General features: G+C 46.9%; 11 protein-coding genes. All 11 read left to right on the top strand.

Going from position 1 to position 14,495, the window contains the following annotated elements; all coding sequences use genetic code 11:
- Positions 1-14 precede the first annotated feature (14 nt).
- The 11 genes from proS to ACR8BL_RS05325 all read left to right on the top strand — a co-directional run bounded on the left by proS (position 15) and on the right by ACR8BL_RS05325 (position 14,459).
- Positions 15-1,469, top strand: coding sequence for a proline--tRNA ligase (gene proS, locus ACR8BL_RS05375; RefSeq protein WP_434751657.1), 1,455 nt, complete (start codon positions 15-17; stop codon positions 1,467-1,469).
- Positions 1,470-1,620: 151 nt separating this feature from the next.
- Positions 1,621-5,943 (top strand): PolC-type DNA polymerase III, encoded by a 4,323-nt coding sequence (locus ACR8BL_RS05370; RefSeq protein ID WP_434751656.1) that lies wholly within the window; start codon positions 1,621-1,623, stop codon positions 5,941-5,943.
- 257 nt (positions 5,944-6,200) lie between these two features.
- Positions 6,201-6,662 (top strand): ribosome maturation factor RimP, encoded by a 462-nt coding sequence (rimP, locus tag ACR8BL_RS05365; protein WP_434751655.1) that lies wholly within the window; start codon positions 6,201-6,203, stop codon positions 6,660-6,662.
- A 124-nt stretch (positions 6,663-6,786) separates the two neighbouring features.
- Positions 6,787-7,884, top strand: a complete 1,098-nt coding sequence (gene nusA, locus ACR8BL_RS05360) for a transcription termination factor NusA (protein WP_434751654.1) — start codon at positions 6,787-6,789, stop codon at positions 7,882-7,884.
- Between the two features lie 25 nt (positions 7,885-7,909).
- Positions 7,910-8,218, top strand: a complete 309-nt coding sequence (rnpM, locus tag ACR8BL_RS05355; protein ID WP_434751653.1) for an RNase P modulator RnpM — start codon at positions 7,910-7,912, stop codon at positions 8,216-8,218.
- Positions 8,211-8,540, top strand: coding sequence for a L7Ae/L30e/S12e/Gadd45 family ribosomal protein (locus ACR8BL_RS05350; protein ID WP_342555501.1), 330 nt, complete (start codon positions 8,211-8,213; stop codon positions 8,538-8,540). Before rnpM ends, ACR8BL_RS05350 begins: the two co-directional genes overlap by 8 nt.
- Positions 8,533-11,151 (top strand): translation initiation factor IF-2, encoded by a 2,619-nt coding sequence (gene infB, locus ACR8BL_RS05345; RefSeq protein WP_434751652.1) that lies wholly within the window; start codon positions 8,533-8,535, stop codon positions 11,149-11,151. The genes ACR8BL_RS05350 and infB overlap by 8 nt, the downstream gene beginning before the upstream one ends.
- 25 nt (positions 11,152-11,176) lie before the next feature.
- Positions 11,177-11,536 carry a 30S ribosome-binding factor RbfA gene (rbfA, locus tag ACR8BL_RS05340; protein ID WP_434751651.1) on the top strand — a complete coding sequence of 120 codons (360 nt, stop codon included), beginning with the start codon at positions 11,177-11,179 and terminating at the stop codon, positions 11,534-11,536.
- 19 nt (positions 11,537-11,555) lie between these two features.
- On the top strand, positions 11,556-12,533 hold the full coding sequence (locus ACR8BL_RS05335; RefSeq protein WP_434758329.1) for a DHH family phosphoesterase: 978 nt from the start codon (positions 11,556-11,558) through the stop codon (positions 12,531-12,533).
- A complete protein-coding gene (truB, locus tag ACR8BL_RS05330; protein ID WP_434751649.1) occupies positions 12,527-13,450 on the top strand; it encodes a tRNA pseudouridine(55) synthase TruB in 924 nt (307 codons plus the stop codon). Before ACR8BL_RS05335 ends, truB begins: the two co-directional genes overlap by 7 nt.
- Before the next feature lie 70 nt (positions 13,451-13,520).
- On the top strand, positions 13,521-14,459 hold the full coding sequence (locus ACR8BL_RS05325) for a bifunctional riboflavin kinase/FAD synthetase (RefSeq protein WP_434751648.1): 939 nt from the start codon (positions 13,521-13,523) through the stop codon (positions 14,457-14,459).
- The last annotated feature ends 36 nt before the right edge of the window (positions 14,460-14,495 follow it).

Raw genomic sequence — 14,495 nt, 5'->3', positions numbered from 1 at the left:
GACGCTGGAGTCTTATGTCAAAGGAAAACGATAAACAGTTCGTGACTGAAATTACACCTCAGGGTGAGGATTTCTCTCGCTGGTACATTGATGTTATTAAAAAAGCAGATCTTATGGACTATTCACCGGTACGTGGCTGTATTGTATTCAAACCGGACGGATTTGAAATCTGGGAGCACATTAAAGATGAGATGGATCGCCGCTTCCGCGAAACGGGCCATCGCAACGCGTACTTCCCTATGTTCATCCCGGAGAGTTTTTTCCAAAAAGAAAAAGAGCATGTGGAGGGTTTTAACCCTGAGTTGCCTTGGGTAACCGAAGCAGGTGGGGAAAAGCTGGAAGAGCGTTTGGCCATCCGCCCAACGTCTGAAACAATTATCGGACACATGTATTCCAAATGGATTCAGTCCTATCGCGACCTGCCGGTTTTGATTAACCAATGGGCTAACGTTGTCCGCTGGGAAAAAAGAACGCTGCCGTTCCTGCGCACGAGTGAATTCCTGTGGCAAGAGGGACATACAGCGCATGAGACGGAAGAAGAAGCACGCGAAGAAACGATGAAAATGCTCGACATCTACCGTGAAGTTGTTGAAGAATACCTCGCTATTCCAGTCATTACAGGCCAGAAAACGAAATCGGAAAAGTTTGCCGGTGCGGTAGATACCTTTTCCATTGAAGCTATGATGAAAGATGGACGTGCGGTGCAGGCAGGTACTTCTCACTATATGGGTACGAACTTTGCCAAAGCATTCGAGATTCAATATTTGAGCCGCAACAATGTTCTGGAGCTTGCTCATACCACTTCATGGGGAACGAGCACACGTTTGATCGGAGCTTTGATTATGGTTCACGGGGATGACCGTGGTCTCGTACTGCCGCCAAAAGTGGCACCAACGCAAGTGGTGATGATTCCGATTGGACCGCCAAAAACACGTGACGCCGTTGTAGGTCGTGCGGATGAACTGTTCGCAGAACTGAAAAAGGCTGGTATTCGTGTGAAAATGGATGATCGCAGTGACGTTCGTCCAGGCTGGAAGTTTAACGAATACGAGATGCGCGGTGTACCAATTCGTTTAGAGATTGGCCCTCGTGATATGGAAAACGGTGTATGTGTGCTTGTATCTCGGATTACCGGAGAGAAGAAAGTGGTAGAACAGGCAAACCTGGTTGAAGAAATTCAAACCTTGTTGACCCAAATTCAGACTGACATGCTTGATCGTGCACGTACGTTTATGTCAGACAATTTCTACTCGGTGGATACATTGGATGAGATGAAAGAATTGATGGAAAACAAACGCGGATTTACACTGGCTGGCTGGTGTGGATCAGAAGTATGTGAAGATAAAGTAAGAGAAGTCACGGGTGCAACTAGCCGTAACATTCCGTTCCAGCCTGCGGAAGAGAAGCACACATGTCTGGCTTGTGGTGAAAAAGCGCAGCACACGGTTGTGTTTGCAAGAGCATACTAGTCAAAATAGCTTGATAATGAGAGCTTATTCACCAGTTTAGTAATGAATGAAGAGCTTCTGTCGGATAAAATGGATCGGTGCGGGTTCGGATCGAGGGACATTTTTGAATACAGAGGCTTTTCATGTTTTAAGGGGGCACAGGAGGAACACGATGAGTGGATTTGAGGAGAAGAGAAAACGGTTTGAGTTGTTGATGAAACAGGCAGAACTTCCGGCAGGATTGACTGACCCTTATTTCCTGGATGGGTGGATTGAACTGGTAGAGACCAATCGTGCAAATCGCGAATGGCATATCCAGATTGGGAAGGATACACTGGTACCTGCACCGATCTATCGAACGTTTAGTCTGCATATTCAGGAGAAGATGAATCATATTGCCAAAATCACTTTTGCCTTTAAATATACGGACAAGGTTCTGTCTGGTGATATCGTCAAAGAATATTGGAACCTGTTCCTGGAGTGGGTTACACGCGAAATTCCGTCTGTAAATGGCTGGATGAATCGTGCGACAGTGGAATGTGAAGCCGATCTGCTTCAACTGACGATGAGTGACTCGACGTCAATGGAACTGGCACGTAAGAAACAGATTGACCAAGCCATCACCACGTTCTACGAAAAATATTTCCACTTGCCTTTACGCGTCAAGATGCAGGTAGGTGAAGCGGGAAGTAATAAAGAGGCGATGGAGCAATTCCAGGCCCAGAAGAAGGTAGAAGAACGTCAAGTTATTGAAAAGATGATGAGCGAAGTCATGGAGACCGAACTGCCAGAGGATGAAGAACAAGGCGATGTGCGTTTGCAGATGGGTTATGAGATCAAAGAGCCCGCTGTGCCTATGCAGGAAGTTCAGGATGAAGAGAAAAAGATTACACTTCAGGGAACAATCTTTGGTCTGGACCGCAAGGAACTGCGGAATGGAAATACGTTATTTACCTTCTATCTGACAGACTTTACGGATTCGATGCAAATGAAGATGTTTGCCAAAACCAAAGAGGATGTCAAAATTCTCAGTTTGCTTGCAAATGGGAAATGGGTAAAAGTCCGTGGACGTGTAGAATACGACCGGTTTATGCAAATTCCTGAACTCGCCATGATTCCTTCGGATCTGACTGAAGTTAAGGCGCCGCCATCCCGGAAGGATTCAGCGGAGGAGAAGCGTGTAGAATTTCACTTGCACTCCACAATGAGTACGATGGATGCGGTAACGTCCATTGATAAATATGTGAAAACAGCTGCTGAATGGGGACACAAAGCGATTGCGGTCACAGATCACGGCGGCGTGCAGGTTTATCCTGAGGCTGCCAAAGCGGCAAAGAAAAATGGAATCAAAATGATCTATGGCCTGGAGGCTAATGTGGTGAATGACTCGGTCGCTGTAGTTTTGGCGCCGCAGCCGCTGGATCTGAAAACAGCCACGTATATCGTATTTGATATCGAGACAACCGGTCTCTCGGTTACGCAAAGCAAAATTATCGAGATCGCCGCAGTTAAAGTTCAAGAGGGGAAAGAGGTAGATCGGTTTGCTACCTTTGTTAATCCGCATGAACGGATTCCTTATAACATTCAGCAGTTGACCAACATCACAGATGAGATGGTTAAAGATGCGCCTGAACTTGAACCGGTTATTCGTGACTTTGTTGCCTTTGCAGGTGATGATGTGTTAGTCGCGCACAATGCGCGATTTGATATGGGTTTCATCCAGGCCTCACTCAAAAAATTGGACATGCCCGAGATGCCGAACCCGGTGCTCGACACATTGGAGCTAGCTCGTCTTTTGTATCCAAAAATGAAAAATCACAGGCTGAATACGCTGGCTGACAAGTATAAAGTCGCGCTGGAAAGTCATCACCGAGCAATTGATGATACGATTGCACTCGCGGGAGTTTTGAATGGTCTTATCCATGATGCAGCACAATTAAAAGGCCTGACGATGCTTGATCGCCTGAATGATTTTGTGGGTGTAGACTTGTCGAATACACGTCCTTTCCACTGTGGAATTTACGCATTGAATGATGTTGGCAAGAAAAACTTGTACAAGCTGGTTTCCCTCTCTCATACAGAGCACTTCAAACGTGTTGCGTGTATACCGAAGTCCAAGCTGGTAAATTTGCGTGAGGGACTGGTTGTCATATCCGGCTGTGAAAAAGGAGAGTTCTTTGAGGCTGTCCTGAATAAATCGGTGGAAGAAGCTGAGGAGATCGCCGAGTTTTACGACATCTTGGAGATTCAGCCTTTGACCATGTACATGCATCTGGTGGACAAAGGGCTTGTCGCTACACCAGAAGAACTGAAACTTGCGGTTCGTAAAGTTATAGACATTGGAGCTAAATTGAATAAACCAGTCATCGCTACAGGTAATGTGCATTATCTGGAGCCGAGAGATAAAATTTATCGGGATATTACGATTCATGGCATAACGGGCTTCAGTCCGCTTAAAGACCAGCGCAAACCCGATGCTCACTTTAGAACGACAGCCGAAATGCTGGAGGAGTTCCAGTATCTCGGACAAGATAAAGCATATGAGGTTGTAGTCACCAACACGATTGAACTTGCAGACCGTTTTGAAGAAATCAAGCTCTTCCCAGACAAGCTCTTTACCCCGATTCTGGAGGGTGCAGATGAGGAAATCCGGAATACGTGTTACAACACAGCTAAGTCTATCTATGGTGAAGACCTGCCGGAAGTTATTGTTGCTCGTTTGGAGAAAGAATTACAGCCGATCATCAAATACGGATTCTCTGCCAACTATCTGATCTCGGAGCGTCTGGTGAAAAAATCAAATCAGGATGGATATCTGGTAGGTTCCCGGGGATCGGTTGGTTCATCCGTTGTTGCAACTTTCCTCGGGATTTCAGAAGTTAATCCGCTTCCTGCACATTATATCTGTGTGAATCCCGAGTGCAAGCACAGTGAGTGGTTCTTGGACGGAAGTGTGCCGAGTGGGTTTGACCTGCCAGAGAAGCCTTGTCCAAATTGCGGTGGTAGGTTAAAAGGGGAAGGACAGGATATTCCGTTTGAGACCTTCCTAGGTTTCAAAGGAGATAAAGTTCCCGATATCGACTTGAACTTCTCGGGTGATTATCAACCCCATGCCCACAACTACACGAAAATACTGTTTAGTGAAAAAAGTGTATTCCGTGCGGGTACGATTGGTACGGTCGCCGAGAAAACTGCCTTTGGTTTTGCCAAGAAATATGAAGAAGAGCATCATAAAAAATGGCGTGGGGCAGAACTGAATCGTCTGGCTTCCGGCTGCACGGGTGTGAAGCGAAGCACGGGACAGCATCCCGGCGGAATTGTCGTAGTTCCGGATTATATTGAAGTGGAAGATGTCACACCTGTTCAGTATCCTGCAGATGATGTTACAGCCGAGTGGAAAACCACTCATTTTGACTATCATGCTTTTGAAGAAAATTTGCTTAAACTTGATATTCTGGGGCACGATGATCCAACCATGATGCGTATGCTGCAGGATCTTACAGGGGTTGATCCAACGACAATTCCGATGAATGATCCCAAAGTGATGAGCATGTTTAACTCCACGGAGGCTCTTGGCGTAACTCCAGAGTTAATTCGCTCCCCTGTTGCAACCTTCGGTGTGCCGGAGATGGGAACCAAATTCGTGCGTCAGATGCTTGTCGAATCCCAGCCGTCGTCTTTTGCCGATTTACTCCAGATTTCGGGGCTTTCTCACGGTACGGGCGTATGGCTTGGCAATGCACAGGATTTGATCAAGAACGGTACATGTAACATCAAAACAGTAATTGGTTGCCGGGATGACATCATGTTGTTCCTGATTTACAAAGCAGGAATGGATGCAAGTCTTGCTTTTAAAATCACGGAAAGTGTACGTAAAGGACGCGGGCTTCCTCAGGAGTGGATTGACGAGATGAAAAAATGCAAGGTGCCGCAATGGTACATTGACTCCTGTCTCAAAATCCAGTATATGTTTCCGAAGGCCCACGCAGCTGCTTACGTAATTTCCGCGGTGCGGACGGCATTTTTCAAACTGTATCATCCGATTGAATACTATGCGACTTATTTTACCGTTCGTGCAGATGAGTTGGATATCGAACTGGTGTGTCAGGGTTATGATGCCATTTACCGCAAAATTGTAGAGATTGAACAACTCGGTTTTCAGGCGCCTCCTAAAGAGAAAAACATGCTTCCTGTTCTGGAAATGGCACTGGAAATGGCAGCCCGCGGTTTCTCGCTTAAACCGATAGATCTATACCGCTCGGAAGCGACAAAATTCATTGTGGACGGAAAGTCATTGATTCCTCCATTCTCTGCATTGGCAGGTATTGGCGATAATGCGGCTCGTAACATTGCTGCAGCCCGCGAGCATGGCGAGTTCCTGTCGATCGAGGACTTCCAGCAGAAATCCAAAGCAACCAAAACGATTGTGGAGTTACTGACCAATATGGGATGTTTCCGTGGTTTGCCTGAGAGCAACCAGCTTTCCTTGTTCTAAAAGGTCGAATCAACACATTCTCACGTCTGAAGCCATGCGATCTGATTTTTTCCTTCATTAGTGCGGTTGCTATGCAATGGATCGCTTACTTGTCACTATTACCAGACTATGTTATAATTTTTGAAGTGAACGAGATAGTACGAATTTCTGGAGAGTGGGGAAACCCACTCTTTAGTCTTTGGTATACAAGAATCTTGGGTATTTAATCATCTGCCAGCGATTTTAGCTGGTGTAACCTAAGTTGGAGGTTATCGGTTTTGAGCACAACGAATATTAAATCTACCGTGGAAGAAATGATCCAACCCTACTTGAATGAACAAGGCTTCGAGCTGGTTGACATTGAATACGTCAAAGAAGGCAGCAACTGGTTTTTACGGGTGTATGTCGACAAAGAAGGTGGAATCGACATCGACGATTGTGTCTTGATCAGCGAAAAGTTGAGCGTCAAGCTGGATGAAAACGATCCAATTCCATCTGTCTATTTCCTTGAAGTGTCTTCTCCCGGTGCGGAACGTCCACTGAAAAAAGCAGAGGATGTTGCCAAAGCCGTAGGCAAGAATGTGTTCATTACAACCTACGAGCCGGTGAATGGAATGAAGGAATTCGAAGGCAAGTTGCTTTCCTTTGATAACGAGGAACTTGTGATCGAAGCAGGCAAGAAGCAGCATACCGTTTCTTATGAAAAGGTTGCCAGTGCGCGCTTGGCTATTTTGTTTTAAAGTGCCTTGTTCACTTGATTAATGAAAAAGACACATCTCACGATAACGGCAAGGTGCTCACAAGTTTCGAGCCTTTCGCCGTTTTACGTATGGGATGCCATGTTTGAAAGGGGGATCAACATTCATGAGTATGGATTTTATTGAAGCAATGAATGAATTGGAACGGGAAAAAGGGATCAGCAAGGATGTGCTGTTTGAAGCGATCGAGGCTGCACTTATCTCCAGTTACAAGCGTAATTTTAACACGGCGCAGAACGTACGTGTTGACATGAACCGTAATACGGGGGTTATTCGTGTATATGCCCGCAAACTGATCGTGGAAGAAGTCCTGGATTCGCGCACTGAAATTTCGTTACCTGCTGCACGGGAAATTAACCCTCACTTCCAGCTGGAAGATATTGCGGAGATTGAAGTTACGCCGCGCGACTTTGGACGTATTGCCGCACAGACGGCCAAACAGGTTGTTACCCAGCGGATTCGTGAAGCCGAACGCGGCCTGATCTACAATGCTTTCGTGGATAAGGAAGAAGATATCGTTACGGGAGTAGTGCAGCGTCAGGATTTGCGCAATATCTACATCGATCTGGGCAAAATCGAAGCGGCACTGCCGCTCACCGAATTAATGCCAAATGAGAAGTTTGTGCACGGTGACCGTATCAAGGCGTATATCACGAAGGTTGAAAATACGACCAAAGGGCCGCAAATCATTTTGTCCCGTACTCACCCGGGTCTTTTGAAACGTCTCTTTGAACTGGAAGTGCCTGAGATTTTTGACGGCGTAGTTGAAATTCGCTCCGTTGCCCGTGAAGCAGGCTTCCGTTCCAAAATTGCAGTTCATTCCCGTAACGAGGAAGTTGATCCGGTCGGATCTTGCGTAGGTCCAAAAGGAGTGCGCGTGCAGACCATTGTGGGTGAGCTGCGCGGTGAGAAAATTGACATTGTTCGTTATTCCGAACAAGTCGATGAATATGTGGCTAATGCACTGAGTCCTTCCAAGGTCTTGGAAGTTCATGTGTTTGAGGAAGAAAAGATGGCTCGGGTGATTGTTCCTGACTATCAACTGTCCCTTGCCATTGGCATCAAAGGCCAAAATGCCAGATTGGCAGCCAAATTAACGGGCTGGAAAATCGACATTAAGAGCGAGAGCCAGGCGGAGCAGGAATTCGGCAGAGAAAAAGATTCTTCTTCGGAAATGCATCAGGATTCCGTCTCCGTCGATTAAAGGAAAGCACGGGGGGCGCTGACGTATGAAACCTAAAAAAGTGCCGCTGCGCAAATGTGTGGCATGCCAGGAAATGATGCCCAAAAAGCAGCTGATTCGCATTGTTAAAACGCCTGAGGACGAAGTACTAATCGATTTGACTGGTAAAAAGTCTGGACGCGGCGCATATCTGTGCGGCAAAGAGTCTTGTTTCAAGCTTGCACTTAAAAATCGAGCGCTGGATCGAGCACTGAAAAGCAAAGTTTCACCAGAAATTTATGAGCAGCTGGCTGCAGATTTCGTCGCAGTTGAGGATGAATTCATAGCTGCACAGGAGGGTGAAGAGGATGAGTGATACGAAAGTACTGTCTTACCTCGGGCTCTCCATGCGCGCTGGTAAACTTCTTACTGGTGATGAGATAGTGCATAAAGCGGTTCGCTCGGGTGAAGCCAAGATGGTTATTGTTGCAGGTGACGCTTCAGCGAATACACAAAAGAAATTTCGCGACAAATGTGCTACTTACAAGGTTCCGCTTCTTATCGGGCTAGATCGTGACCGTATAGGGTCAAGTATCGGTAAAGACACGCGGGTGGTTCTTGCAGTAACAGACCTTGGGTTTGCAAAAATGATCTCCAAGCAAGTCGGTATAATGTCGGAGGTGGAGTATATTGAGTAAACAGGAAAACAAGGAAAAATTGCGAGTTTATGAATATGCGAAGTCCCTTAACATGAGCAGTAAAGAAATTATTACCATTCTTAAAAAACTGGATATTCCGGTTAACAATCATATGAGTGTGATGGAGAATGGTTCAGTGGGTAAGGTGGAACAATTTTTTAAAGATATTAAATCCACTGCCGCATCGAAACAAGGTAACGAAGCCAAGTCGGTTACGACTTCGGCTGTGCGCAGTGACAAACCAGTGGACAGCAACAAGCCGGGCGGCGGAGTGAACACGCCGAATGACAGCAACACAATCGGCAGTCCCGTACAAACAAAAATACAACAGGAAAAGCAGGTAGGTATGAACAATAGACCAAATTCCAACAATAACAATGGCACTCAAAGACCAAGCGGCCAAGATAGCCGTAACAGAACAACAACTTCCCAAGGCTCAGGCCAAGGAGGACAAACAGGAAACCGTCCAAGACCAGCTTCAAGTGGTCAAGGCAGCACAGCTTCACGTCCGCAAGGTTCCGGTCAACGTCCGAACAATAGTGGCGGTCCTAACAGAACAGCAGGATCAAACACCAGTGGTCCTAACAGAACAACAGGACCGAACAGCGGTGGTAACTCCAGCAATAGCGCTAACCGTACTGGTGGCCAAGGGCAGGGGCAAGGACAAGGTGGCCAACGAAGAGGTGGTCAAGGAAGTACCGGTAATAATAGCGGCAACCGTTCCAATGGTGGAGGCACAGGCGGTGGTGGACGTCGCTTTGACGACAATCGTGGTGGTAACTTCCGTAATAACCGCGGCGGCAAGAACAACCGCAACAGAAATCAGCAACAGTATGTGCAACGTGAAAAAATCGATAACACACCGAAGAAAATCATCGTTCGTGGTGACATGACGGTTGGTGAAACTGCGAAACTCCTTCACAAGGATGCTTCTGAAGTGATCAAAAAGCTCATCGGTATGGGTGTAATGGCAACCATTAACCAAGAGCTGGACATTGATACTATTCTCCTGCTTGCAGGTGAATTCGGTGTTGAAGTTGAAGTGAAGATCGTGCTTGAAGATGACCGTTTTGAAACTGTGGAAGAGAATGATGATGCTGCTGATCTTCAATCCCGTCCTCCGGTTGTAACGATCATGGGTCACGTTGACCATGGTAAAACAACATTGCTGGATGCCATTCGTTCCACGAATGTAACTGGCGGTGAAGCGGGCGGGATTACGCAGCATATCGGGGCTTATCAGGTTGAGATTAACAACAAGAAAATCACGTTCCTTGATACTCCAGGTCACGAAGCATTTACAGCGATGCGTGCACGTGGAGCACAAGTTACGGACATGACGATTATTGTTGTTGCTGCGGATGATGGCGTTATGCCACAAACCGTTGAGGCGATTAACCATGCCAAAGCTGCTGGTCTGCCGATTATCGTTGCAGTCAACAAAATCGACAAACCTGGCGCTGATCCGGACAAAGTAAAACAAGAACTGACTAGCTATGAACTCGTTCCGGAAGAGTGGGGCGGAGATACAATCTTTGTCAATGTATCCGCGAAACAAAGAATGGGTCTGGAAGGTTTGCTTGAAATGATTCTGCTCGTTGCAGAAGTGAATGAATACAAAGCGAATCCGAATAAACGTGCTCGTGGTACGGTGATTGAAGCCGAGCTGGATAAAGGTCGTGGTCCAGTTGCGCGTATCCTTGTACAGCATGGTACATTAAAAGTCGGGGATGCGTTTGTGGCAGGTAACTGCTTCGGTCGTGTACGTGCAATGGTCAATGATAAAGGCCGTCGTTTGAAAGAGGCAGGACCGTCTACTCCGGTGGAAATCACAGGTCTGACTGAAGTTCCAGGTGCGGGAGATCCGTTCATGGTCTTCGAAGATGAGCGTAAAGCTCGTTCCATCGCTGACAAACGTGCGATAACACAACGTGAATCCGATCTGGGTACGCACACACGTGTAACTCTTGATGATCTGTTCCAACACATCAAAGATGGCGAGATCAAAGATTTGAATGTGATCATTAAAGGTGACGTGCAAGGTTCGGTTGAGGCATTGAAAGGTTCCCTTGCCAAGATCGAAGTTGAAGGCGTACGCGTGAAGATCATTCACAGCGGTGCTGGTGCGATCACAGAATCCGACATCATTTTGGCTGCCGCTTCGAATGCCATCGTGATTGGTTTCAACGTTCGTCCTGAAAATCAGGCGAAAATTACTGCGGATCAAGAGCAAGTAGACATTCGACTACACCGCGTGATCTACAGTGTTATCGAAGAGATTGAACAAGCAATGAAAGGTATGCTTGATCCAATCTACAAAGAAAAAGTTATTGGTCATGCTGAAGTTCGTAATACCTTCTCCATTAGCAAAGTAGGTACCATTGCAGGTTGTATGGTTACCTCGGGCAAAATCACTCGTTCTGCGGAAGCACGCCTGATTCGTGATGGTATCGTCCTTTACGAAGGTAAGCTGGATTCCCTGAAACGATTCAAAGATGATGCCAAAGAAGTGGCTCAAGGTTACGAGTGTGGTATCACATTGGATAAATACAACGATCTCAAGGAAGGCGATGTTATTGAAGCCTTCATCATGGAGACCGTACAACGATAAGCAAGGAAGTATGAGGTGAACAACAATGGCTAAGGTTCGTACAGGTAGAGTGAGCGAGCAGATCAAGAAAGAACTGAGTCTGCTCATCCAGTCAGAACTAAAAGATCCACGTATCGGTTTTATCACTGTAACGGGAGTTGAAGTGACTGGCGACTTGTCGCAAGCCAAAGTTTATCTGAGTGTCTTCGGTGAACAGGAGCAGAAGGATAACTCGCTTAAGGCACTTGCCAAAGCAAACGGCTTTTTGCGCACGGAACTCGGCAAACGTATCCGTTTCCGTCATGTTCCCGAATTGATATTCAAGATTGACGAATCAATCGCTTACGGCAGCCGGATTGAAAAGCTGCTTGGCGATATTGGTTCCGACAAAAACGAATCCCAGTAACAGAATAGAGGAGACGGCAATGCACACTTATGAACAGGCGCTTCAGGCAGGAAAACAATTCCTGCTGGAGCATGACGATTACCTGGTCGTGTCGCATGTACAGCCGGACGGTGACGCAGTCAGCTCGACGGTAACGGTGGGCTGGCTGCTGTCATGTCTGGGAAAGACATTCACAATGATCAATGAAGGTGAAATTCCGCAACGTATGCGTTTTTTGTGGCAGGCGGATGCCATTGTGAACATGACCGAACACCCCCCGGAACGTAAATATAAAGCGATCATCTGTGTAGATTGTGCTGATTTTGCGAGAGTCGGGCTTACCCGTCATTATTTTGAAGAAGATGCAATGATTCTAAATATCGATCATCATCCCACAAATAACGGATATGGAGCAGTAAACATCATTAAATCCGATGCAGCAGCAACGGCTGAGATTTTGTTTGAACTGCTGGAACTTTTCAACATTACATGGGATAAGGATATAGCTACAGCGGTATACACGGGGCTGCTTACAGACACCGGTGGTTTCCGTTATGCCAATACCAGTCCTAATGTGATGGCTACGGCTTCCCGTTTGCTGGAACATGGTGTGGATGGGCCTTATCTCGCACAATCACTGCTGGAAGAGATGACTTTCCCGCAAGTCCGTATTTTGAACAAAGCGCTCTCATCTTTGCAAATGTCAGAAGACGGTAAAGTTGCATGGGTCGTTATTACACCCGAGGATATGCAGGCATGTGAAGCGGTCAACGAAGATCTGGAAGGGATCGTTAACTACACTCGTAACATTCGAGGGGTAGAGGTGGGTATCTTTTTCAAAGTGATCAACGAGAATGCTACTAAAGTCTCCATGCGCTCCGCTGGCAAAGTAGATGTAGCGGCACTGGCACAAACCTTTGGCGGCGGTGGGCATGTTCTCGCAGCTGGATGCCGAATGGAAGGTAAGCTGGACGAGATCGTGGAAAAAGTGTTGAAGCAGGTGAATTCTCAATGGTAAAACCGTTTGAAGGAATTCTCCCGGTTTATAAACCGGCCGGCTTCACTTCCCATGATGTCGTAGCCAAAATGCGCCGAATACTGAAAATGAAGCGAATTGGTCATACGGGTACACTCGATCCGCAGGTAACCGGGGTTCTCCCGCTCTGTCTTGGGAGAGCGACACGGGTAGTCGAGTACATGCAGGAACTTCCAAAGGAATATCTGGCGACACTTAGATTGGGACTCGCTACAGACACAGAGGATCTTACGGGTGAAGTGATTGAACGTTCAGAGTCCGCTGTAGAAGTCAGCCAGGAACAGGTTCAGCAGGTATTGGAACGGTTTGTGGGCACCATATCGCAGGTTCCGCCGATGTATTCTGCAGTAAAAGTAGATGGGAAACGGTTATATGAACTGGCGCGTGAAGGTAAAACGGTTGAGCGTAAGAGTCGTGAGGTCACGATCTATGAGCTGGAGCTTACCGGAATTGAAATCAGTGATGGAGTAACCGATATATCATTTCGCGCTTTATGTTCAAAGGGAACCTATATTCGAACTTTGTGTGTAGATATCGGCCGTGAGCTTGGTTATCCTTCCACTATGGTTAAACTGGAGCGCACCATCTCAGCTGGAATATCCGCAGATCACTGTCTTCGCATCGAAGAAGTGGAACATCGCATGGCCGAAGGTACGCTGGCCGAGGCTCTGATCCCTGTAGATGAAGCGATTTCTTCTATTCCAGCCCACAAGGTTGGAGAGGAACAGACGAAGGGTGCTCTTCAAGGCCAGAAGCTGTCAGCGCGTTTACTGGATCCGCCAGTGGAGAAGCCAGGAGTGCTGCGTCTGTATGCTCAGGATGGAACGTTTCTGGGGATATTTGAGCGGGATGAATTGAAACCAACCGTGAGGGCTGTTAAAGTCTTCTTACCGGAATAAAGAGGTACCGGGCTTGGAGTGATCACGAGGTTCAAGCTTGGCCCATCAAGTGAAATGCAGGTGAATGATTGTGAAAACCGTAATGCTAACCTATCCGCAAACCCTACAATCGGCGGAACTGACTACGCATCCCCAAGTGCTGGCAATCGGTCAATTTGACGGGCTGCATCTCGGACATGCAAGTGTCATTCTATCCGCGGTTCGCATTGCAAGGGAATCGGGCATGAAAGCGGCTGTCATGACTTTCCATCCACACCCGAAGGAAGTAATGCGTAAAGGGGATTACGAGGGTTATTTGACTCCTCTCAGGGACAAAGAAGAGATTCTGGCTGGCATGGGAGTTGATATACTCTACGTAGTCGAGTTCAATGAATCATTTTCACAGCTCTCGCCAGAGCAATTTGTTCATGAACTCTTACTTCCTCTTCAGACACGTACAGCTGTTGTTGGATTTGATTTCCGTTTTGGTCACAAAGGTGCAGGAGACGAGCAGATGCTTCGTACGCTGGGTGATGGAGAAATGACGGTAGAGACGGTTTCTCCGTTTCTGCTTGGCGGGGAGAAAGTAAGCAGTTCCTTGATTCGTGCTTTATTGAAACGTGGGGAGATGGATGAGGCAAGTCAGTGGCTTGGACGCCCCTATAGTGTCAGAGGTACTGTTATTCACGGAGAGAAACGGGGACGAACCATCGGTTTTCCTACCGCCAATCTCGAACTTGTCGACCACTATGTTACACCAGCCAAAGGTGTGTACGCCGTGCGAGTAAATGTTGGGGATCAAGAACTGGCAGGTGTGATGAACCTGGGTGTCAAACCAACTTTTCACGAGAATGGAATGAGACCGACATACGAAGTGCATCTGCTTGATTTTGATGGTCAAATCTATGATCAGGAACTAAAAGTAGAACTGGTGCACTATATTCGAAACGAGCGGAAATTCGATTCCATTGATGCTTTGATTGCTCAGATTCGTGAAGATGCACTCACCGCTGCTCGCTTGCTTTCCTAAAAATCTTTAATAAAATCCATGTTTACATTTACTTTG

Origin of the sequence: Paenibacillus amylolyticus, from assembly GCF_051136285.1 — a bacterium.
Lineage (GTDB): Bacteria > Bacillota > Bacilli > Paenibacillales > Paenibacillaceae > Paenibacillus > Paenibacillus amylolyticus_F.
The sequence above is the reverse complement of the archived record's forward strand: the minus strand, read 5'-3'. Positions and strand labels throughout refer to the sequence as shown.

Coding starts and splice junctions, on each gene's coding strand:
- proS (WP_434751657.1), top strand. CDS start 15: ATGTCAAAGGAAAACGATAAACAGTTCGTGACTGAAATTACACCTCAG.
- ACR8BL_RS05370 (WP_434751656.1), top strand. CDS start 1,621: ATGAGTGGATTTGAGGAGAAGAGAAAACGGTTTGAGTTGTTGATGAAA.
- nusA (WP_434751654.1), top strand. CDS start 6,787: ATGAGTATGGATTTTATTGAAGCAATGAATGAATTGGAACGGGAAAAA.
- rnpM (WP_434751653.1), top strand. CDS start 7,910: ATGAAACCTAAAAAAGTGCCGCTGCGCAAATGTGTGGCATGCCAGGAA.
- ACR8BL_RS05350 (WP_342555501.1), top strand. CDS start 8,211: ATGAGTGATACGAAAGTACTGTCTTACCTCGGGCTCTCCATGCGCGCT.
- rbfA (WP_434751651.1), top strand. CDS start 11,177: ATGGCTAAGGTTCGTACAGGTAGAGTGAGCGAGCAGATCAAGAAAGAA.
- ACR8BL_RS05335 (WP_434758329.1), top strand. CDS start 11,556: ATGCACACTTATGAACAGGCGCTTCAGGCAGGAAAACAATTCCTGCTG.
- truB (WP_434751649.1), top strand. CDS start 12,527: ATGGTAAAACCGTTTGAAGGAATTCTCCCGGTTTATAAACCGGCCGGC.